The 20949-nt window shown below is 67.6% G+C and carries 18 protein-coding genes and 1 pseudogene; 5 read left to right on the forward strand and 14 right to left on the reverse strand.

What is annotated here, in order from left to right:
- Positions 1-348: 348 nt before the first annotated feature.
- Entirely contained in the window at positions 349-1611 is a 1263-nt protein-coding gene (locus tag QXH22_RS24970) for an IS30 family transposase (protein ID WP_371934313.1), read from the forward strand.
- A 76-nt stretch (positions 1612-1687) separates the two neighbouring features.
- Here QXH22_RS24970 and QXH22_RS24975 read toward each other — a convergent pair whose 3' ends face one another.
- The 12 genes from QXH22_RS24975 to QXH22_RS25030 all read right to left on the reverse strand — a co-directional run bounded on the left by QXH22_RS24975 (position 1688) and on the right by QXH22_RS25030 (position 13853).
- Positions 1688-4066, reverse strand: a complete 2379-nt coding sequence (locus QXH22_RS24975) for a CaiB/BaiF CoA-transferase family protein (RefSeq protein WP_306277322.1) — start codon at positions 4064-4066, stop codon at positions 1688-1690.
- Entirely contained in the window at positions 4063-5031 is a 969-nt protein-coding gene (locus QXH22_RS24980) for an enoyl-CoA hydratase/isomerase family protein (RefSeq protein ID WP_306246262.1), read from the reverse strand. The genes QXH22_RS24975 and QXH22_RS24980 overlap by 4 nt, the downstream gene beginning before the upstream one ends.
- Positions 5032-5034: 3 nt before the next feature.
- Positions 5035-6153 (reverse strand): Xaa-Pro peptidase family protein, encoded by a 1119-nt coding sequence (locus tag QXH22_RS24985; RefSeq protein WP_306277323.1) that lies wholly within the window; start codon positions 6151-6153, stop codon positions 5035-5037.
- Positions 6143-7387, reverse strand: a complete 1245-nt coding sequence (locus QXH22_RS24990; RefSeq protein WP_306277324.1) for a Xaa-Pro peptidase family protein — start codon at positions 7385-7387, stop codon at positions 6143-6145. Before QXH22_RS24990 ends, QXH22_RS24985 begins: the two co-directional genes overlap by 11 nt.
- Complete coding sequence (locus tag QXH22_RS24995; RefSeq protein WP_306277326.1) at positions 7384-8541, reverse strand: amidohydrolase family protein; 1158 nt, start codon at positions 8539-8541, stop codon at positions 7384-7386. Before QXH22_RS24995 ends, QXH22_RS24990 begins: the two co-directional genes overlap by 4 nt.
- Positions 8542-8554: 13 nt before the next feature.
- Complete coding sequence (locus QXH22_RS25000; RefSeq protein WP_371934315.1) at positions 8555-9787, reverse strand: cytochrome P450; 1233 nt, start codon at positions 9785-9787, stop codon at positions 8555-8557.
- Between the two features lie 15 nt (positions 9788-9802).
- Complete coding sequence (locus QXH22_RS25005; protein WP_306246272.1) at positions 9803-9997, reverse strand: ferredoxin; 195 nt, start codon at positions 9995-9997, stop codon at positions 9803-9805.
- A complete protein-coding gene (locus QXH22_RS25010; RefSeq protein ID WP_306277328.1) occupies positions 9994-10665 on the reverse strand; it encodes a TetR/AcrR family transcriptional regulator in 672 nt (223 codons plus the stop codon). The genes QXH22_RS25005 and QXH22_RS25010 overlap by 4 nt, the downstream gene beginning before the upstream one ends.
- 46 nt (positions 10666-10711) lie before the next feature.
- The gene (locus QXH22_RS25015; RefSeq protein ID WP_306277377.1) at positions 10712-11122 is read right to left on the reverse strand and encodes a hypothetical protein; all 411 of its coding nucleotides are present in this window, start codon (positions 11120-11122) and stop codon (positions 10712-10714) included.
- Between the two features lie 5 nt (positions 11123-11127).
- Positions 11128-11952, reverse strand: a complete 825-nt coding sequence (locus tag QXH22_RS25020; RefSeq protein WP_306246276.1) for an SDR family oxidoreductase — start codon at positions 11950-11952, stop codon at positions 11128-11130.
- Between the two features lie 62 nt (positions 11953-12014).
- Positions 12015-12833, reverse strand: a complete 819-nt coding sequence (locus QXH22_RS25025; RefSeq protein WP_306277378.1) for an alpha/beta hydrolase — start codon at positions 12831-12833, stop codon at positions 12015-12017.
- 210 nt (positions 12834-13043) lie between these two features.
- Positions 13044-13853: an SDR family NAD(P)-dependent oxidoreductase gene (locus QXH22_RS25030; RefSeq protein WP_306246278.1), complete on the reverse strand. Its 810-nt coding sequence runs from the start codon at positions 13851-13853 to the stop codon at positions 13044-13046.
- 142 nt (positions 13854-13995) lie between these two features.
- Between QXH22_RS25030 and QXH22_RS25035 the strand changes: the two are divergent.
- The 3 genes and pseudogenes from QXH22_RS25035 (at position 13996) to QXH22_RS25045 (ending at position 18357) form a co-directional block, all read left to right on the forward strand.
- Positions 13996-16730: pseudogene (locus QXH22_RS25035) on the forward strand (LuxR C-terminal-related transcriptional regulator).
- A gap of 122 nt (positions 16731-16852) precedes the next feature.
- A complete protein-coding gene (locus QXH22_RS25040) occupies positions 16853-17623 on the forward strand; it encodes an SDR family oxidoreductase (protein ID WP_306277329.1) in 771 nt (256 codons plus the stop codon).
- 11 nt (positions 17624-17634) lie between these two features.
- Complete coding sequence (locus tag QXH22_RS25045; RefSeq protein WP_306277330.1) at positions 17635-18357, forward strand: SDR family NAD(P)-dependent oxidoreductase; 723 nt, start codon at positions 17635-17637, stop codon at positions 18355-18357.
- 8 nt (positions 18358-18365) lie between these two features.
- Here the strand turns inward: QXH22_RS25045 and QXH22_RS25050 are convergent, their stop codons facing one another.
- Together QXH22_RS25050 and QXH22_RS25055 are read right to left on the reverse strand one after the other, a co-directional pair.
- Positions 18366-19241: a PPE family protein gene (locus QXH22_RS25050; RefSeq protein ID WP_306277331.1), complete on the reverse strand. Its 876-nt coding sequence runs from the start codon at positions 19239-19241 to the stop codon at positions 18366-18368.
- Between the two features lie 233 nt (positions 19242-19474).
- Positions 19475-20083: a LuxR family transcriptional regulator gene (locus QXH22_RS25055; protein ID WP_306277332.1), complete on the reverse strand. Its 609-nt coding sequence runs from the start codon at positions 20081-20083 to the stop codon at positions 19475-19477.
- On the opposite strand from QXH22_RS25055, the gene QXH22_RS25060 reads away from it, so the two are divergent.
- Positions 20082-20705 carry a serine hydrolase domain-containing protein gene (locus tag QXH22_RS25060; RefSeq protein ID WP_306246289.1) on the forward strand — a complete coding sequence of 208 codons (624 nt, stop codon included), beginning with the start codon at positions 20082-20084 and terminating at the stop codon, positions 20703-20705. The two genes, QXH22_RS25055 and QXH22_RS25060, sit on opposite strands and share 2 nt — an antisense overlap.
- Positions 20706-20949: the final 244 nt, after the last annotated feature.

Consider the following 20949-nt stretch of genomic DNA (forward strand, 5'->3'; position numbering starts at 1 on the left):
AGACGCGAAATCGCACGCGCGGAGAGGCGGGTTCACGCGGTCGTCGCAACACTCTCGATTTGAGAGGTTGCGGCGACCGTGTCGTTTTCCAAGGACTGTGTTCGGCTTGGTGATTTGTTAGCAAAGTTGGTGGATGCCGGTGTGCCCGTGAAGGAGGCCGCCGCCCAGTTGGGTGTCTCGCGGGGTCATGGGTATGCGATTTTGGCGGCCTTGGGCCGGCCCGTGGGTTCCCCGCGCCCGGATGTTAGTGGTGTGGATATCAGCCGGGTCGTGGCGGTCTTCGAGGCTACGGGTTCAGTCAATGCGGCGGCGAAGGCGGTCGGTGTGTCGCACAGTACTGCCCGGCGGATGCTGGTGGAGCTTGGCTTGGTCAGCCAGCAGCGGCGGCCGTTCGGTAAGCCGGTGGCCCGGGCCCGGTTCTTTGAGTTGCTTGAGCAGGGCTGGTCGGTCGGCCGGGCGGCGCGCGAGGTCGGGGTCCACGTAGGCACGGCCCGGAATTGGCGCGACGGTATCGTGCGGGTCGCCGACACGCGGGTGCGCCGAGACGGCACGGTCATCCAGTACCGCGCCGCCGGGCGCTACACACAGGTGGTGAACACCGACAAAGTGGCCGTGGCGGCGATCAGTGAGCGCTACCTGTCGTTATCGGATCGGTTGGCCATCGCCGACGGGTTGGTCAACGGATGGACCTTGACCGCGATCGGCGCCCGGATCGGCAAGCACAAGTCAACGGTCTCGCGTGAGGTCGCCGCGCGCAGTGTGCAGGGGGTGTATCTGCCCTATCACGCTGATCGGGCCGCCCACGCCGCTCGGAGCCGGCCTAAAGCAGCCAAACTGGTGATCAACCAGAAGCTGCGCCAGGCGGTGGAGCAGGGGCTGTCCCAACGGTGGTCTCCCGAAGAGATCTCTTACCGCCTGGTCAAGGACTTCCCCGACGATGAAAGCATGCGGGTGAGCACGGAAACGATCTACCAGGCCCTGTACTTTCAAGCCCGAGGTGGCCTCAAACGTGAACTCACACAGGCACTTCGCAGTGGACGCACAATACGCAAACCCCGTCGCCGCCCTGATCAGCGCACCCAACGGTTTATCGATCCGATGATCATGATCAGTGATCGCCCCGCCGAAATCGCCGACCGCGCGGTACCTGGGCACTGGGAAGGCGACTTGATCATGGGACAAGCCAACAAGACCGCGATCGCCACCCTGGTCGAACGCGCCACCCGTTACACACTTCTGGTGCCTCTACCCAACGGCCACCACGCCGAAGCCGTCCGTGATGGCCTGATCGCCACGATCGCATCGCTGCCAGCTCATCTGCGCGGCTCACTGACCTGGGATCAGGGATCGGAAATGGCAGGACATAAACAGTTCTCCATGGCCACCGACATGGCCGTCTACTTCTGCGATCCCGCCAGCCCCTGGCAGCGCGGCACCAACGAGAACACCAACGGCCTTTTGCGCCAATACTTCCCCAAGGGAACCGACCTAAGTGTCTATGGCCCCGAAGACCTCGAACACGTCGCCCAGCAACTCAACGGACGCCCACGCAAAACACTCGACTGGGATACCCCAGCCGAGCGCCTGCGTGATCTACTACTGGCCAACTAACCAGCAGTGTTGCAACGACTCCTAGAAACCGCCAGACCGCGCAGTGCGAGTTCGCGTCTGCTCGCGCCACCTGGTGTCACCCCGGGCTCCGGCCGATCACACCGTCGGCTTCCAGCTCCGCGATTTCCGCGCCGGTCAAACCCAACTCGGTCAACAGCTCGTGATTGTGCTGCCCCAGCAGCGGTGCCGGCCGGGTGTGGAATCGGCACGGGCCACCGGACAATCGCATGGGCACGCTGCTGAGCCTAGCCGGGCCGCACACCGGATGGTCGACGACTTCGAAGAAGCCCCGGGTCGCCAGCTGCTCCAACTCCGTCTGGCGGTGCGGCTGCATGACCTTGGCGACCGGCACACCGGCGTCCCACAGGGTCGCCACGATGTCGTCCCGCGTGCGGCCCGCGCACCACTGCGTGAGGCGTTCGTCGATCAGATCCTCGCGGGTACGCCGGCCCTGGACGGTACTCAGCGCCGGATCGGTTGCCCACGAGGGCGATCCGAGCGCACGGCACAGCCGGCACCACTGCTCGTCGGTGGCGACCGCGATCGCAATCCAGCTGTCGAGGCGGCCGAACTCGTCGACATCAGCGCTCAGATAGAGATTCTGGGGCACGGCCGCCGGACCGCGGTTGCCGGCCCGCTCCAGCAGGGCGCCGTACGCGGAGTATTCGATGACCTGCTCGGCAGCGATGTTGAGGGCGGCATCGACCATGGCGGCTTCCACCATGACGCCCTCTCCGGTGCGGCGGCGGTGCTCCAGCGCCAGCAGTAGCGCGTTCAGTGCGTGCACACCGGCGTTGGGGTCGCCCACGGAATACGGCTCGAAGGGGGTGCGGTCGGGATAGCCGGTCAGCCAGCTCAACCCGGACGCCGACTCGATGACGTAAGCGAACGCCGGATTGTCGCGCCAGGGTCCGTCCAGTCCGAAGCCGGGCATGCGCAGCAGAATCGCCTCGGGCCGAACCGCCTGCACGGCAGCGAAATCCAGGCCGATGTGATCGAGTACCCGAGGAGTGAAGTTCTCCGCGATCACGTCACAGGTGCCGATGAGTTCGAGCAGCAGTTCCCGCCCCCGCGGTCGCTGCAGGTCCAGGGTCAGGCCCTTCTTGTTGGTGTTGAGGGCGGCGAAGATCGGCGACTGCTCCCACCATTGTTCCTCGGTGACCGGGATCCCGGCGATGAGCCGGGTGCCGTCCGGCCGCCGCGCGGACTCGATGTGAATCACCTCCGCGCCCAACAGAGCCAGCAGGTGCGTGCAGGACGGCCCGGCCCAGAACGCGGTCATATCCAGCACTCGAATCCCGCTCAGCGGCAATTCTTTTGACGGCTCAGCCGACACAGTTCGCGGAACCAGGGTGGCCGCCCGGTAGTGCGCGGTGTGTTCACCAAGCCTGGGCGCCACCCCGGGTTGCCGTAACTGCGCCGGGTGCAGCCGGTACGGGTGGCCCGGCTGCTGAAACCCTTCGCGGGGATTGGGATGAAACGAACCGCGCTCGACGAAGTGATCCAGCGCAACGATAGTGGCGCCGTTGGCGACCGGGGCGTTGGGTATCCGGAAGGCGGTGGCCAGTTCCCGGATCTCGTCGGCCGGGTGGTTGTGCACCCACTCGTAGATCTCGTCGGCGTAGACGTTGGCCAGTTCGGTGATCGACAGCGGAGAATCTTCGTCGATCCACTCCGGGTGCCCGACCATCGCGCACAGATCGAACCACTGTTGGGCGGTCCCGCAGCCGAGATCCACCAGGCCGTCCTGCGCCGCGGCCACGCCGGGGACGGTGAGCCGGCGCGCGTCCCGCCATGGCCGGCCGAGCATTTCGAAATACGTCACCGGGTAGTACGTCAGGCCCAGAATCTGGGTCTCCAGCATCGACAGGTCGATGAGCTGGCCCTGACCGCGACCGGCGAAAAGCGCGGCTATTGTCGCCGCACTGGTGTAGGCACCGGCGAGGTACTCGCCGACCTGACCGCCGACGAACACCGGGGCGCGATCGGCCACCCCCCGCCCGAGGCCGATGATTCCGCCCGACCAGGCCTGCAGCGTGAACTCGGTCGCGGGCCGGTCCCGCCACGGGCCCTCCAGACCGAACGGTGTGATGGACGCGACGACGAGGTGCGGACAACGAGCAAGAATTTCCCGCGGCGAAAACCGTTCCGCCACTGCCGAACCGGCCGACCACACGACCGCATCGGCCGCGGCCAGCAACCGCTCCATGAACTCGGCGTCCGCCTCGGGGTCAACGACCACGCTGCGTTTCGATCCGGCCAGGAAGGTGAACAACGCACCATCGCCGTCCGGGTGAGACCGCGACGCCGACCACGACCGCAGCCAATCGCCCTCCGGTGACTCAATTTTGACGACGTCGGCGCCACCGTCGGCGAGCAGCTTCGTGCAATAGGCGCCCGCAATGCCGGACGAAACGTCGACGACGGTATACCCGGACAGCGGTGGTTGGGTCACTCCCGCTTGGCCTTCCGCTGATGACGGCGCGCCTTCTTGCTCAGCCGCCACTCCGGCGGGAACTTGTCGTCGTTGGCACGGACGGCGTCGCCAAGGCCGCGGTTGATCGCGTCGTCGAGCTGGAAGTCATCGCCGTCGGCGCGCACGCTCCCACCGGCGGATTCGAAGAAGCCGCTGAGCAGGCTCCCCAGGTACTCGCCCTGGAACTGTTTCATGATCTCGAAGAAGGTCTTCTGCATGAAAACGGTGTCGGTAGGGCGGTTACGGGCGCACGCCAGCGCGTACTTCGCCACCTCGGCCTCCAGCCCGGCGCGGGGCACCACACTGTTGAGGAAGTTGCAGTCGTACATCTCGGCGGCGGTGAACGCCCGCCCGGTGAAGACCATCTCCTGGAACTTACGGATGCCCATGGTCTGCGCCCACCACCACATCCGCGGACCCCAACCGTAGTAACGGAAGGACGGATGCCCGAAAAGGGCGTCGTCCGAGGCTATTACCAGGTCGGCGTCCGCGGCCTGGTAGAAGTGCCAGCCGTAGCAGTAGCCCTTGACCTCGAGGATGGAGATCTTCTTGAAGTCCTGCAGTCCGCGGATTCCCGAGTTCGGGTTGGCGTACCACTGGCCGATGGCGGCGCCGTGCCGAAACGATCCCCGGGGCGGATAGCTGACGTCGCCGGTCCCCAAGCCGAATTCGGCCAACAGGAGTGCGGGATCATCGGAGTCCTTCGCGCGCATGAACTCTTCGAGGTCCGCGCCGGATCCCAGATCGTCACCGGCTCCGCGGATCACGACCACCTTGACGTCGTCGTCGATGCCGGCCCGGTGCAACAGGTCGGCATAGCGTCGCCGTGCCGCGATGGTCGGCGCGTTCAGGTACTCGGGCCGGTCGAACGTGATGGTCGCGATGCGGGTGCTGACGTCCTTCTCGTAGCGAATGATCCTCTTGGCCTTGGAATCAGAGGCCATGACCTAGGCCCGCCAGAATGGGCTGGTGGTCAGCACCTCCGGGCCGTCTGCGGTGACCAGCACGGCTTCGCGCCCGAATACCGCACCGACCCCCTGCTCCCAGACGTAGCCGGTGACCGCCAGCACCATGCCGGGCTCGAGCCGCTCCTGCGCCGCGGTGCGGGGCAGACGTGCGGAAATGACCGGCGGGTCGAAGCCCATGCCCAACCCCCGCGCTACGGGCATCGGTGGCGCCGGCTCGCCCGCGGCGGCGTAGGCGGCCAGCAGCTCACCCGCTCCCGCGCCCGGACGGCACACGGCAATCAACATGTCCCACAAACGTTCCCAGCGTGCGAACAACGCGGCGGCACCGGGCACGTCCCCGACCGGCCAGGTGCGGCCCACCTCCCCGATGTAGCCGCCGGCCAGGACACCGGACGACAGCGCGACCAGGTCGCCGGACTGCACACGCCCGTCCCCCGCGGCGCGCCGCCAGGGATGCTCACCCGAGGTCACCCAGGCCACATCCTGATTCGACGGCGTGCTTACCCCGCCGGCCGCGACCGCCTCCAACAACACCCCGGACAGCTCCTGTTCGCGCACACCGGGCCGTAATTCGGCCACCGCCGCCGCCAAGCCGGATTCGGCGACCGCCACGGATTCGCGTAACGCACCGATCTCCGCGTCGGTTTTGATCCGCCGGGCCGCGCGCATGGCCAGTTCGCCGTCCACCAGTTCGGCGCCGGGAAATGCGGTCGGCAGCAGCTGTGCGAAAACCGGTGACAGCGCATCGGTTCCGACCCGCCGCGCCGTGGCCGCGCCTTCGATCCGGCTCAGCGCGGCGATGGTGTTCGCCGGATTCCAGGAGATGCCGTACAGGTTGTCCCGGGGGATGTCCTCGGGGATGCCCTCATCCCAGGTGCTCAGCAGATGCACCGCGCCGGTCGCGCGCATCAGCACACAGGTGGGCCCGAACGGCCGTGTCCCGGCCACCCAGAGTTGCGGTGCTCCAGTCACATAGCGGACATTGGCCTGTCGCCCCAGCACCAGGACGTCGAGATCGTGGGCGGCCATCTGGGCCAGGGCACGCTCCCGCCGTCCCAGGCGCAACGCCCGCGCGTCGGGAAGGACTTCAGTCGACATAGGGGTCATAGGGGTAGTCGGTCAAGCGAATCGAGCCTTCCTCGGTGATCACCAGTACCTCTTCGCTGCGATAACCACCGGTGCCGTCCTCCCAGACAACCGGTTCCAGCACCAGCACCATGCCCGGCCGCAGCACGAAGTTCTCGTCGAACTCCTCGCCGAGATCCGTTCCGATCATCGGCATTTCAGCCGCATTGACGCCGATGCCGTGGCCCAGGTAGAAGTGCGGGAGCCAGGGTCGGGTTCCGCCGTTGGCCGCGATCGCCGCGCGGCCCAGATCCGCGGCGGTGGCTCCGGCGCGGGCGACGCCCAGCACAGCGTCCATGATCGACCGCCACCGGTGAAACTGTTCCTGCTGGCGCGGGGACGGATCCTGTCCGACGATCCACGTGCGGCCGAAATCGGAGCAGTAGCCACAGTAGGTGATGCTGACGTCGGTCCACAGCACGTCGCCCTCGACCAGTTCGCGTTCGGTGCTCAGCAACGGCAGGGCGAGATCCCCGTGGGTGGTCCAGACACCCTCGGCCCTGCTGCGCGGCATCACCTGCCAGATCGGTTCCAGCATGCTGGTCATCGCCCCCAGCTCGAAGGCCCGGCGTACGAAGCGTGCCGACAGGTCGATCTGGCGGATCCCGGGGGCCAGCGCCTTGTGGACCTCGACCATCGCCTCGTCGGTGATGCGCACGGCGGTGCGAATACAGGCCAGCTCGTCCGGAGTCTTGATCACCTTGGCGGCACTGATCACCGCTGCCGCGTCGCCGGGAAACCCGCCGGGGAACAACGTGGTGCGGGCACGTGACATGGCGCCGGTCAGTTCGTCGGCCGCCACGGTGGCGCCCTGCGGAACCAGCTCGGCCAGCACTCGCGCGAAATCGGCGACCCCCTCGTCGAATTCGAGGTACACCGGGCCGTGCAGGTGGTCGGCCGGCAGCTCGGACTCCTGCGCCGCACCCTCGCGGAACGGCAGGAACAGGTGCGGCCACTCGTCATCGGCAAGCACCACCGCCACCGGCCGCTCCACATAGGACAGGCCGGCGTCACCCAGGGGCCAGCTGGTGCCGGTGGCGTAGACCACCGCATTGTTGCCGAGCAGCACCAGGGCGTCGATACCGCGTTCGGTCATCGCCGCGCGCAACCGCGCCCCGGTCTCGCGGCGCATACGGGACAGATCGGGCGTGTCCGGTATCGCCAGTCCGCTGTCCTGTTGCGCGAAAATGGTCCCGAAAGTACTCATAGCCCGAGGAATTCGCGGATATTGCCGCTGACGATCCGGGCCGCGTTGTCCGGGCCGACGGCCTCGACGACGGCCGCCAGCGACTTCTCGGAGTATCCGTAGGTGCTTTCGTTGTGTGGGTAGTCCGATGACCACATCACCTTGTCGACTCCGATGCGGTCGATCAGCTCCAGGCCCAGCGGGTCGACCATGAACGAGGCGCTCATGTGGGTGTCCCAGTAGTAGCGGACGTCGTGTTCCAGCGGCCGGTTGAACATGTGCTGATAAGACGCGACCAGATGTTCGGCGTCCTGCAGGGCCCAGGGCACCCAGGCGATACCGCCCTCGAACCAGCCGATCCGCAGCCCGGGGTGCTGGTCGAGGATGCCGCCGAAGATGTACTTGGAGAACGTTTCCCGGAAGCCGTCGATGTTGATCATCATGCCGACGACGACGCTGTTGAACTCGCACGGACTCTTCGGCGGGGTCTCCCCGATGTGGTGGGTGATCGGCAAACCTGCGGCCTCGATCTCATCCCACACGGCGCTCATGGATGTGCAGGAGTAGTCGATGGGGTTGCCGTCGTCGTCCTTGCCGGGGTTGAGCGGCATCAGAAATGTCCGCAATCCAAGGGATTTCAGCTCGGCGAGGGTCGTGCGGGTGCCTGCCGGGTCCCACCAGTTGATCAGGCCGGCGCCATAGAAGTGGCCGTTGGACCGCTCCTGCAGCTCGGCGATGTACTCGTTGTAGATGCGGAACGTGAGCTCGCGAAGCTTTTTGTCCGGGTAGTGGAACAACGCCAGGACCGCATTGGGAAACGCGAGTTCTTTGTCGACGCCGTCCTCGCGCAGCTCCTGAATCCTGGCCTCGATGTTGGTGCTCGCCGCTCCGGGCAGGTCGTCGTACTGCATCAGCACGGCGCTGAAGTCGCCGGGCAGGAACGACTGGCCCTTACGACCGACCTGGTATGCGCCTTCCTCGTACCAGATCCGGGGCGCCTTGTCCTTCAGGTCTTCGGGAAACCGTTCGTAGAAGATATCGGCCGCCAGTGAGATGTGGTTGTCGGCCGAGAACACCTCGGTCCCGGCGGGCAGTCCCACATTGCTGCCGATCGCGTGTCCCTTGCGATCCTTCGGTGCGCCAAAGCCTTTGGGCGGGTAGAGGGTGCTTGTCATCGTTGACCTTTCGTTACCAGGTGACCGGCAGTTCGTAGACGCCGTAGGCGAGGCGGTCGTGCTTGAGGGGAATGTCGTCGAGCGCCGCAGCCAGTTGCAGGGTGGGGATGCGGCGGAACAGCGTGCGGAAGACGATCTGCATCTCCGCGCGGGCCAATTGCTGGCCGACGCACTGATGACGGCCGTAGCCGAAGGCCACGTTGCGGTCGGCACCGGAGCGGTGCAGATATAGGCGTTCGGGTTCGGTGAACGCGTGGGCGTCCCAGTTCGCCGGGGCCAGGTCGATGATGATGCCGTCGCCGGCGCGGATCACCTCGCCGGCGACGGCGATGTCCTCGACGGCAACGCGACGCTGGCCGTTCTGGATGATGCTGAGGTAGCGCAGCAGTTCTTCGACGGCATTGGCCACGATCTTGGGATCGTCGGCGTCACGGATGGCCGGCAACTGGTCCGGGTTTTCCAGTAGCGCAAGCACTCCCAGGCCGAGCATGTTGGCGGTGGTCTCGTGCCCGGCGATCAGCAGTCCGGTAGCCAGCTGCGCCGCCTCCTTCACGCTGAGCTCACCGGCGTTGACCCGCTCGGCCAGATCGGACACGGCATCCTCGGCGGGGGCTTCCATCTTGGCCCGCACCAGGTCGGCCAGGTACTTGTTCAGACTCATCGCGCCTTTGACGGTGTCGTCGCCCGTCGCATAGCGCGCCAGCCCGACATTGGCGTGGTGCTGGAACATTTCGGCATCTTCGTAGGGGACACCGAGCAGCTGGCTGATCACCAGCGAGGGCACCGGCAGCGCGAGAGCGCCGACGATGTCGGCCGGTTTGGGCCCGGCCAGCATCGCGTCGATGTGCTCGTCGGTGATCTGCTGGATGGCGGGCCGCAGTCCCTCTACCCGCCGGAACGTGAAGGGTTTGGACAACATTCGCCGAAATCGGGTGTGCTCCTCGCCGTCTGCCGTGAACACCGATCGGGGTCGCTTGTGCACGGTCGCCACCATCCCGGCGTTCCAGTGCGGGAAGCCGGGGACCCGGTCGTCGACGCTGACGCGAGAATCGGAGAACAGCTCGCGGCACTGCTCATATCCCGTGATGAGCCAGGGAGTGCTGCCGTCCCAGATCCGCACGCGCGATAGCGGTCTGGCTTCGGCCAGCGCCAGCACTCCCGGTGGTGGCGCGAACGGGCAGCCGGCCGCACGGGGCATCGGATACTCGGGGACGTCGGCCGGCGTTTCGGTCGAGGTACTCGCCATCGTCTCGGACACGCCTCACTCCTCAATATGGATGGCCAGGGCCGGGCAGAACGCGGCGGCTTTACGGGCGGCCTCGGCCTGATCGGCGGCTGGATTCGGGTTGAGCAGCACCACGACACCGTCCTCGTCGCGCTGGTCGAAGACTTCCGGCGCGTTCATCACGCAGTTGCCCGACGAGGCGCAGACATCCTGATCGACAGTGACTTTCATCGGACCGGCTCGCCATCCGCCAGGGTCACGGGGGCCAGCCACAGGCCGACGATGGCGTCGATGAGGCCGGTCGCGGCGGCTCGCCAGGACGGTCGTGGCATCGAGGTGCCTTCGGCCAGCGCACGTTCGAAGTCGGCGCTGGTATGCATCAACAGGTTGCGCGCCATGATGTTTCGCTCGAAGCGGACCGCCACCGGCAGTTCCGGCAGGCAGCTGTTGATGCCGTCGATCACCTGAACCAGTGACGGCGAACTGAGCGCGTCCTTGACCACGATGTTGTGATATGCCGGGTCGGTCATGGCCTGGGCGGCGAAACGGGCGTACCAGGTCGGATTGCCGAGCACCTCCAGATGCTCGGTCAGCGGGCAGACGAGGCAGGCCACCCAGTCCCGCATGCCTGCCGACTCGGGCAGGGCGGCCACCATCTGCTCGCGCAATTGCTCGACGGGTCCGCGATGTTTCTCCTCGATCGCCCGGACCAGGTCGGCCTTGGTGCCGAAGTGATAGCCGACGGCGGCGTTATTGCCTTGCCCGGCGGCCTCGCTGACCTGGCGGTTGGACACCGCAAACACTCCGTGTTCGGCAAACAGTCGCTCGGCGGCGACCAGGATGGCCTCTTGCGTGGCACTTGCCCGCTCGCCGCGAACAGCCCGCCCGACTGTGGTCATAACACCCAGTCAACCGCGCCCATCGCTATTAAGTCAAGCGATTGATTTAAAAGACATGACGCCGGTCGGCCCGTCTCCGGTACGCGGCCCACGCCCCCGTGCACCAGAGCGCCCAGACCACCAGCAGCGGCTGGAACAACAGCCGGATACCCCGGGCCAGATCCGAGTCGAGGCCGAAAGCGTTGGCGTGCGAGGTGAATTGGGCGATATTGCCGGGAAATACCAGCACGAAGAAGAGGCCCACCACCCACCCCCCAGTGACCTGCCACCGCGTCAGCACCAGCAGGGCCAACCCGAGAACGATCTCCACCACCCCGGACGCGATCACGACGAAGTCGGCGCTCAGCGGCAACCACCGCGGCACCTGGGCATAAAACGAGGTGCGCGCGAAGCTCAGGTGAGCGACTCCGGCAAAAATCAGGAAGCCGCCGAGTGCCAGACGGGCGACGGTCCGAATGTTCACTAGCGTCCGGATTGGAATCGTGCGGTCATCGGACCGAGGATGCGCTGGTAGCCCGTCGGGGCCAGCCGCACCAGCAGGCTGTAGGCCTTGGCGTCCGGCCCCACCACCACCCGCCCCTTCTTCTTTCGGACCGCCTTGAGGATGATCCGCGCGGCCCGCTCGGCACTGGTGATCGCGACCTTGTTGAAGACCCGCACGCCGGCTTCTTTGTCGAGGCCTTCGACATGCCCGGCGTTGGCCGCGATCGCCGTCTTGACGTAGCCGGGGTGGACCACCGTGACCGCGACCGGGTGGCCGGCGACCGCCATCTCCTGGCGCAGCGACTCGGTGAAACCGCGCACCGCGAATTTGGCGGAGTTGTAGGCGGCCTGACCGGGGACGCCGAACAGGCCGAACATGCTGGACATGTTGACGACATGGCCGTCGCCGGATGCGATCAGGTGCGGCAGGAAGGCCTTCGTTCCGTTGACGACGCCCCAGTAGTCGACGTCCATCACTCTTTCGATGTCTTTGAACTGGCTGACCTCGACGTCGCCGAGGAACGCAATGCCCGCGATGTTGTAGATCTGGTGCACGATGCCGAAGTGGGCACTGACCGTGTCGGCGTAGGCGAGGAATGACTCGCGTTCGGTGACGTCGAGGCGGTCCGCCCGCACCGGCGCTCCGATGCGCCGGATCAGTGCCTCGGTCTGCTGGAGGCCCTCGACGTCGACGTCACTGATCGCCAGCCGCGCACCCGATCGGGCCAGTTCCACCGCCAGCGCCCGGCCGATACCCGAACCGGCTCCCGTGACCACCGCGACCTTGCCGGCGAAACCGTCCATGGCTGACCTCCCGACCATCGAGTACACCGCACGTCGATGCACCGATCAATACGATGCGCCGATCAACCGGTCGCCCGCTCGACGTGCATGGCGATGCGGGCGTACGTGTCGCGCGTGACGTCGGCCGCGTTACCCATGATGTTGTAGCCGTGGTCGACCCCGGGCACCTCGAGATACTCGGCCAGCGCTCCGACGGCACCCAGCTTGTCGGCGTATCTGCGGGCTTCGCCGCGAAGCCGGTCGTGTTCGGCCGTGATCACCAGGGCGGGCGCGATGTCCGCAATCCCGTCGGCGTTGCCGCCCCAGGCCGGCGATGCGAGGCGGTCGCGCCGCTGTGCGGGCTCGGGAATGTAGGCGGTGTCGAAGATCTCGCCCATCCACGGCTTCATGATCGCCCGCCGACCGATCGTCGACGGCTTGGCCCCGGTCGGGGTGACCAGGTCAAGCGGTGCGTAATGCAGCACCTGCAGAGCGATGCGGGGGCCGTGGTTCTCCAGCGCCAACCGGGCGGCCGCGGCGCTGAGGTTGCCGCCGGCACTCTGGCCGCCCACGCACAGTCGGGTCCCGTCCCACTCCCGCGCGGGGTCCGCGGCCCAGCACACCACGTCGTAGACCTGTTGCGGCGCAGCGGGAAAGCGGTGAGCGGGAGCCAGCACGTAGTCGACGTTGACCACCACCGCGCCGGTGTTGGCGGCCAGGTACCGGCACCAGGGGTCGTCCTGTTCGGGGTGGCCGATGACGAAGCCGCCGCCGTGGACGTTGACGTAGACCGGCGGCCGCGTCGCCCCGTCAGCCGGGTGATAGAGGACCGCGCGGGCATCGCCGTAGCGGGTCGGGATGCTGACTTGCGATGTGCGACCGGCAATTTCCGGGAAACGCACGGCGGGCTTCGGAGCCGGGCGCACGGCGGCGGCGAACACCCGCGCCAGCGCGTCGGCGACAACGTGATTCGATAGCAGCGACAATGATCAATCCCTCCCCCGGCGTCAGACTCTACATTGCCATAGCCGGGCGACCGCCCTCCGCCGAGCGTGAAGTGTGGGCGGTGAAACCGCCAAAACGCCGCCGTGAGTTCACGTTCGGCGTGAACGTCAGGACGGCTGCCGACGCGGCCTGTTCACCTTGCCCGCGACGGTTCCGCCGTCGACCGGAAGAACCGTGCCGGTGACGTACCGCGATCGGTCGGTGGCGAAATACAGGGCCGCCTCGGCGACGTCGTCGGGCGTGCCCTCGCGCTTCAGCGGCCGGTCGTCACGCATTCCCTGCCGGATCCGGGCCTCGAAGCGTTCTAGTTCCGCGGGATCGAGATCCCCAGCCGACGAGGCCAGGATCGGCGTCGGGATATTACCCGGCGCGATCGCGTTGACGCGAATCTCGTTCTGGGCCAACTCGATTGCAGCTGATTTGGTGAACTGGATGACCGCGGCCTTGGATGCCCGGTACACCATCACACCGCCGCCCGCCTGAATGCCGCCGATCGAAGTTACGTTGACGATGGAGCCGCCGCCATGAACGGCCATGTGCCGCGCGGCATCTCGGGTTCCGGCCATCACTCCCAGGACGTTGACCCCCATGACCCGGTGGAAGTCGGAGAGGTCGTCGTCGAGCAGACGGCGCAGCGTGCCCGATACTCCGGCGTTGTTCACCATGACGTGCAGACCGCCGAACTTGGCCACCGTGGCCGCCACCAGAGCGCCGACTTCGCCGGGTTCGGAGACGTCCGTGCGCACGAAGAACGCGTCCGGCCCCAGGGCGGCAGCCAGTGCCTCGCCTCCGTCGGCGTCGACGTCGGCGATGACTACGCGCGCACCCTCGGCAGCGAAGCGCTGGGCTATCCCACGGCCGAGGCCCGACGCCGCTCCGGTGACGACCGCGACCTTCCCCAGCAATTCGTTGACCACTCGTCGAGTTAATCGGGGCCGCCACATTTAGTCAAGCAGTTGATTTAAACCATTCGCGCTGGAGGTCGGTAAGGTCAACGTTCAGGTGAACAACACTGTTCAAGCACTGCGTTTACGGGGGCGGCGCGCGGAATGCACGGCCCTGGAACGCCTGACGTCCCATGCCCGCTCCGGCGAGAGCCAGGTGCTCGTCCTGCGCGGCGAAGCCGGCATCGGCAAGACAGCGCTGCTGGACTTCGTCGCCGAATGCGCACAGGGTTTCCGGACCGCCCGCGTGTCGGGCGTGGAATCGGAGATGGAACTCGCGTTCGCCGCGCTGCACCAGCTCTGCCTGCCGTTGCTGGACTGTCTCGAGGAGTTGCCGGCGCCGCAGCGCGAGGCACTCGACATTGCCCTGGGCCGTAGCGCCGGTCCCGCTCCGGACCGTTTCCTGATCGGCCTCGCCGTGCTGAACCTGATCGGGAGTTCCAGCCAGGCCAGACCGCTGCTGGTCCTGGTGGACGATGCGCAGTGGATCGACCGCGTGTCGGCCCAGACGTTGGCGTTTGTCGCCCGCCGCCTGGTCGCCGAACCCGTGTGCCTGGTCTTTGCCATCCGCGACGGGCTCGGCAACGACGAGTTGACCGGCCTCGCCGAACTCAGGTTGCAGGGACTGAACTCCAGCGACGCGCGCGCGTTGCTGGACTCGGCTGTCCTGGGCCGGCTGGACAACCAGGTGCGCGACCGCATCGTCGCGGAGACCCGCGGCAATCCCCTGGCTCTGCTCGAGCTGCCGAAAGGCTTGACGACTGAAGAGTTGGCCGGCGGATTCGGGCCACCGGATCCGCGGCCGCTGGCCGGTCAGATCGAGCACACCTTCCTGCGGCGGATCGAACAATTGTCCGGCCACACTCAGCAATTGCTGCTGGTCGCTGCGGCGGAACCGGTCGGTGACGCGGCGCTGTTGAGACGGGCCTCCGATGCGCTGGGTCTACCGCACGATGCGGCCGCGGCCGCCGAGGCCGCAGGACTGATCGACGTCGCCACGACGGTGCGGTTCCGTCACCCGCTGGTGCGGTCTGCCGCCTACCGGGCGGCGGGCCTGATGGAGCGCCGGCGTGCGCACCGGGCGCTGGCCGAGGCCACCGACGGTGCAGTCGATCCGGACCGTCGCGCCTGGCACCTGGCGATCGCCGCGAACGGCCCAGACGAGGCCATCGCGGTTCAACTGGAACGCTCCGCCGAACGCGCGCAGGCCAGAGGCGGGGTGGCGGCCGCCGCGGCATTCCTGGAACGAGCCACTCAACTGACCGACGACCCGGTCCGCCGCGCGACCCGGGCGCTCGCGGCGGCCCAGGCCAAGCGGGACGCAGCCGCGTTCGACGCGGCCGACGAGCTGCTGACCATCGCGGAGTCGGGCGCCTCGCTGGACGATCTGCAGCGCGCCTGCCTGTCGCGCTTGCGCGCTCAGATCGCGTTCGCCCGCAGCCGCAGCGGCGACGCCGACGCCCCAACGGTGTCCGATTCCGCCGTCGGCCTGCTCGATGCCGCGCGCCAGCTCGCCGGACTCGATGTCGCACAGTCGCGGGAGACCTATTTAGAGGCGGTGGGGGCGGCTCTGTTCGGCGGACGGCTCTGCCCGCACGGCGGCATCCGGATGACAGCGGCTGCCGCCCGCGCCGCCCCGCCGGGGCCGGAACCGGCGCGGGCGGTCGACCTGCTGCTGGACGGGATCGCCATCCGCGCCACCGCCGGTCACGCCGCGAGCCTGTCGACGCTGCGGGACGCGCTCGCCCGGATCCGCACCGCGGCCGCGGCCGGTGACGAGGGCGTCATGGGGTGGTTCTGGCAGGCCTTCCCGATCGTGCAGGAGTCGGCGGCGCACGAAGTCTGGGACGACGAGGTCTGGCACCAGCTTGCCGCCCACGCGGTCCGTCTCGCTCGGGACGCCGGCGCACTGGCCGTTCTGCCGCTGGCGCTGGTCTACCGCGCCGGGGTACACGTCCAGGCGGGTGAGTTCGCCGCTGCCACCGCGCTCATCGAGGAAGCCGACGCGATCACCACCGCTACCGGCTACGCGCCGGTCAAGTATCACTCGGTATTGCTGGCGGCCCTGCGCGGCATCGAGTCGGACGCGTTGAGCCTGATCGAGTCGGCGCGTCACGACGGCACCGCCCGGGGCGAGGGGCGGGTGGTCGGCCTGACGAACTTCGCTGTCGCCGTGCTCTACAACGGCCTGGGCCGCTACGAAGATGCCTTGGCCGCCGCGCGACAGGCGTGTGAGGACGAGGACCTGGGCCTGTTCGGCTGGTGCCTGATCGAGCTCGTCGAAGCCGGTGCGCGAAGCGGGGACGTCCAGGCCGCCCGGGACGCGCTGGCGCAACTGGAAGAGCGCGCGCAAAACAGCCGAACAGATTGGGCGACAGGGGTTCTGGCCCGATCGCAGGCTTTGCTGGCGGACGACAGGAAGGCCGAAAGGTTTATCTGCAGGCGATCGAGTGCCTGGGCAACACCCGGATCGCCGTCCAGCTGGCCCGCGCTCATCTCGTCTACGGCGAATGGTTGCGCCGCTGCAATCGCCGCGTCGATGCCCGCGCCCAGCTGCACACCGCCCATGAGATGTTCAGCCAGATGGGCGCGCACGCCTTCGCCGAACGGGCTCGCCGCGAGTTGCTGGTCACCGGACAGAAGGTGAGCAAGCGCTCGAGTGCGCCGGCCGGTGAGCTCACTGCGCAGGAGTCGCAGATTGCCAAGCTGGCCGGTGCGGGGCTGACCAACCCCGAGATCGCCGCGCAGTTGTTCATCAGCACCCACACCGTTGAGTGGCACCTGCGAAAGGTGTTCGCCAAGCTCGGCATCAAGTCGCGCCGCCAACTACGCAACACGGCCATGGACTGACCAGGGACTGACTGACTAGGGACAGTCAAGTAACTGACTACGGACTTTCAAGGGCTCGACCGGCCCGGTGGCCGGGTCATGCTGAGGACGCCAGTTCATCGGGAATCTTGGAAGGCGGGGCAATGAAGATTTTGGTTATCGGCGGTACTGGGCTGATCGGGTCGCAGGTGGTCGCCAACCTCACCGAGCTGGGGCACGAAGCCGTGCCTGCCTCGCCGAGCTCGGGGGTCAACAGTGTGACCGGCGAAGGCGTCGCCGACGCGATGACCGGCGCCGACGTCGTGGTGGACGTGTCCAACGCGCCCTCGTGGGCCGACGACGAGGTGATGAACTTCTTCACCACTTCGACCCGGAATCTGCTGGAGGCCGAGCAGGCTGCCGGCGTCAAGCATCACCTCGCACTGTCGATCGTCGGCACCGACCGGGTACCGGCGAGTGGTTACCTGCGAGCCAAGGCGGCCCAAGAGAAGCTGATCACCGAATCCGGGGCGCCGTACTCGATCGTGCGGGCGACCCAGTTCTTCGAATTCGCCTTGGGCATTGCCGATTCGGCGACCGAGGGCAACACGGTGCGCCTGTCGCACGAGGCGGCCATCCAGCCGATCGCCGCCCGGGACGTCGCCACGGCGGTTACCCGCGCGGCAGTGGCAGAGCCGCTCAACGGCATCACCAACATCGCCGGGCCGGACAAGTTCGGCATGGACGACCTGGCCCGGATCGCGCTGGCCGCCCACGGCGACTCGCGCGAGGTGGTCACCGACCCGTCGGCCGAATACTTCGGCGCTCAGCTCGACGACCGCAGCATCGTTCCGGTTGAGGGCGAAGAGCTGACCATCTACGAGACCCGCTTCAACGAGTGGGCCCCGGCTCACCTGACCAGCCCGGCGCGCTGAGGGTCACGTCGATGGAACTGATCGACCAGAGGGCGGTCGTCACCGGGGGAACGGCCGGCATTGGGCTGGAATCCGCGCGGCTGCTCGCCAGCGAGGGCGCCACCGTCGTCATCTCGGGTCGCGACCGCGCCCGGGGTGAGCGGGCGGTCGAGGCCATCGGCCGGAACGCACGGTTTGTTCGGGCCGACATGGCCGACGCGGAGTCGGTCAATGCGCTCGTGCAGCAGTGCGGCCAGGTCGACATCATCGTCAACAACGCCGCCAGCTTCCCGTCGGCGCTGACGGTCGATCAGGACCCGCACACCTTCGCGGCGATGTTCGACACCAACGTCCGCGGCGCCTACTTCTTGGTCGCCGGCCTGGTGCCGGGCATGTTGCAGCGTGGCCGGGGCAGCGTCGTCAACATCACCACGATGGCCGCCTTCAAGGGAATCCCGGGCGCCTCCGGCTACAGCGCCTCCAAGGCCGCGCTGGAATCCCTGACGCGGACCTGGGCCGCGGAGTTTGGAGCGAGTGGGGTGCGGGTCAACAGCGTGGCGCCCGGCCCCACCCGCACCGCCGGCGTCGCCGCCGAATGGGGTGAGATCAACGACGAACTCGGCAAGGCGCTACCGCTGGGCCGCACCGCCTACGCGGCCGAGATCGCGGAGGCGGTGCTGTTCCTCAGTTCGCCGCGGGCCAGCTTCATCACCGGCTCGACCCTGCACGTGGACGGTGGCGGCGCGGCGGTCTGACCCGCCGCTCAGGCGATGGCCCGGACCGCACCCATCGCCACGCCGCCCCAGCCGGGCGGCACCACCAGTCGGCCGACCACCACGCCCCGTCCGAATGCCGCAGCCGTTCGAGTCGGCTCGGCGAGCGTGGGCGCTGTGCCGGCCGCGGTCATGCTGCGCGGCGAGCTGATGGCCGAGGCGAACGCCCGCACGGGGGAGGCGAATTTGCACTGTCGCAGCAACCGGGCGATCACCGAATTCGCCGCCGCCGAGCGCACCGGACGGGCCAGGCTGCGCAACGCCTGGGGTATCGCCGGCATAGCGGGAGCCGCCACCTCCGGCGCTTCGTCGTCGTCGCCGGATCCCATCAGCGCCGGCATGTTGTAGCCGAGCGTCGGAGGCCCCAGCGACGGCAGTGCGGCGGCGGTCGACGAGGCCGCCGCGTAGCGATACATCGCCGCGGCGTCCTGCGCCCACATCTCGCCGTACTCGGCTTCCAGGGCGGCAATCTCCGGGGTGTCGTGACCGGTCGGGTTGGTGGCGGCGAGCGCGGAACGCCGCGTGCGGTTGGACGCGATGGCCGCCGGCGGCACGACGGCGGCAAAGGCGTCTTCGAAGGCACCGGCGGCCGCCCTGGCCTGACCGGCGATCTCGTCCGCCTTCGCGGCGGTACGGGTGAGCCAGCGCAGATACGGCGCGACGGCCAGGGTCATCGCCTCCGCCGCCGAGCCCTGCCAGCCATCGGCGTTCAGCGTCGCGATGGCTGTGCGGTATGAGGACACCGTGCCGTAGAGCTCGTCGGCGAGCCGCTCCCAGGCGTCGGCCGCCTCCAGCATCGAGCGGGAGCGTGGGCCGTCGTACATGCGCGCGGAGTTGACCTCCGGGGGCACTTCTGCGAAATCCATTCCGTCACCTCCGCGCGTGGGCACCGGCTGGGCCACGCACACCCCAGTCCCGTTGCTGCCGTGGTCAAGTCGCGGCGAGCGGCCGTGCCCCGTCAACTCGGTTGTTCGTCATCATGCGGTGCGCCGGTTACCCGGAGCCCCGGATTGGTGTTCATCTTTCGTTAACCTTGGGTTAAGTCAACGTTAGCCTACCCCCGGCCAGGCCGGTGGACCTCACATGAGACTCAAACGAGCTAGGTTTGCCGCACCGTCTCCTGAGCGAGCTGCACCCGCGACGTCAACCCCAATTTGGTGTACACGTGCGTCAAGTGCGCTTGCACCGTGCGGGGCGAAATGAACAGCCGCTCCGCGATGTCCTTGTTCGTCAGTCCGTCACTCACCAGTCGGGCCACGTCGAGCTCCGTGGGAGTCAGGGACGCCCAGCCGGTTGCGGGGCGCTTACGCTCCCCGCGCCCGCGCAGCGCATAACCGATGACATCGTCGGTCGACAGAGCCGCACCCTCGGCCCACGCCGATTCAAAGTCGTTGTTCCCCAATTCTTTCCGGCAACCGGTGAGCAACGCCGAATACGCGGCCTGGTAGAGCGGGAATCGAAATTCGCCGGTTCGGTGCCGCATGACGTCGGCCGCTCCGAGCAGCCGGGCCGCGTCGGTGTGGCTTCCGGTGTCTACCGCCAGCCGGGCGAGCAGCTCCAAGGTCGAAGGCACCGCCAGACAGCACCCTTTGTCGGCGGCGATCGACAGGGCTTGCCGGGCATCGCGCCGGGCCTGCTCGCGCTCGCCACGGTCCGCTGCGACGTAAGCCCGGATGCTGAGAGCAAACAACTTGTGCCAGCCCGACATGGTGGCGACGGCCGTCCGCGCGGAAATCGCGCGTCCGCTGGGCGCCGACATCCAGATCGGTGCGCTACCGGAGGACGACAGCCGCATCGCCGAGCTGATCCCGCCCCCGCCCCTGGACGTGCCCCTGGACGCGGTGCCCGAGGACCATCCGATGCGCAAGACGTTCGGAATGCTCGCGCCGAACGCGGAAGCCGCGTTGACGGCACAGACCACTGCGTGGCGCCGCGCGGACATCGGCGCGGCCAACGGTCACGGCAACGCCCGCTCACTGGTGCGCGCATTGTCGGCGATCTCGTTGGGCGGCGAAGCCGGCGGGGTCCGACTGCTGCAGCCCGGCACCATCGATCTGATATTCCGGGAGCAGGCCAACGGCATCGACCTGGTACTCGGTATGCCCGCCCGCTGGGGCATCGGCTTCGCTCTCCCGAAAGCCGAAGCGGTACCCGATATCCCGGACGGCAGGATTTGCTACTGGGGCGGCTGGGGCGGCTCGATGGTGGTGATGGACACCGATCGCCAGATGACGTTCTCCTACGTGATGAACAAGATGGGGCAGGTGACCTCGGCAGGGTCCGACCGAACACAGAAGTACACCCGGCTGATCTACGAGACGGTCCGGTGAGCGGCGGCGCGCTACTCGAACGCGCCGCGCGCGGCAGTCGACCTCGGCAGAGCAAGGCATCTTCGCGAGCAGCGCGGCGCGCACGAGGCGTGGTTCAGACCGCGGGGCCGTGCACGTGAGGACCGACGCGTGAACATCGCGCCCGCGATGTCAAAGGCCAGAACGATTACGCCAAAGATGTTCAGCAAATAGGCATCTAGTCCGTCAACGTTCATTTCGCACCGCGAATAAAATTTAAATCGCC

This window comes from Mycobacterium sp. TY814, from assembly GCF_030755175.1.
Taxonomy (GTDB): Bacteria; Actinomycetota; Actinomycetes; order Mycobacteriales; family Mycobacteriaceae; genus Mycobacterium.

Bases quoted from the DNA above. Each gene is read 5' to 3' on its own strand.
- QXH22_RS25005 (WP_306246272.1), bottom strand. From the start codon at position 9,997: ATGAAAGTCACTGTCGATCAGGATGTCTGCGCCTCGTCGGGCAACTGC.
- QXH22_RS25000 (WP_371934315.1), bottom strand. From the start codon at position 9,787: ATGGCGAGTACCTCGACCGAAACGCCGGCCGACGTCCCCGAGTATCCG.
- QXH22_RS25050 (WP_306277331.1), bottom strand. From the start codon at position 19,241: ATGGATTTCGCAGAAGTGCCCCCGGAGGTCAACTCCGCGCGCATGTAC.
- QXH22_RS24985 (WP_306277323.1), bottom strand. From the start codon at position 6,153: ATGTCGACTGAAGTCCTTCCCGACGCGCGGGCGTTGCGCCTGGGACGG.
- QXH22_RS25060 (WP_306246289.1), top strand. From the start codon at position 20,082: ATGGTGGCGACGGCCGTCCGCGCGGAAATCGCGCGTCCGCTGGGCGCC.
- QXH22_RS25040 (WP_306277329.1), top strand. From the start codon at position 16,853: ATGAAGATTTTGGTTATCGGCGGTACTGGGCTGATCGGGTCGCAGGTG.
- QXH22_RS25010 (WP_306277328.1), bottom strand. From the start codon at position 10,665: ATGACCACAGTCGGGCGGGCTGTTCGCGGCGAGCGGGCAAGTGCCACG.
- QXH22_RS24990 (WP_306277324.1), bottom strand. From the start codon at position 7,387: ATGAGTACTTTCGGGACCATTTTCGCGCAACAGGACAGCGGACTGGCG.
- QXH22_RS25045 (WP_306277330.1), top strand. From the start codon at position 17,635: ATGGAACTGATCGACCAGAGGGCGGTCGTCACCGGGGGAACGGCCGGC.
- QXH22_RS24995 (WP_306277326.1), bottom strand. From the start codon at position 8,541: ATGACAAGCACCCTCTACCCGCCCAAAGGCTTTGGCGCACCGAAGGAT.
- QXH22_RS25055 (WP_306277332.1), bottom strand. From the start codon at position 20,083: ATGTCGGGCTGGCACAAGTTGTTTGCTCTCAGCATCCGGGCTTACGTC.
- QXH22_RS24980 (WP_306246262.1), bottom strand. From the start codon at position 5,031: ATGGCCTCTGATTCCAAGGCCAAGAGGATCATTCGCTACGAGAAGGAC.
- QXH22_RS25020 (WP_306246276.1), bottom strand. From the start codon at position 11,952: ATGGACGGTTTCGCCGGCAAGGTCGCGGTGGTCACGGGAGCCGGTTCG.
- QXH22_RS24970 (WP_371934313.1), top strand. From the start codon at position 349: ATGCTGGTGGAGCTTGGCTTGGTCAGCCAGCAGCGGCGGCCGTTCGGT.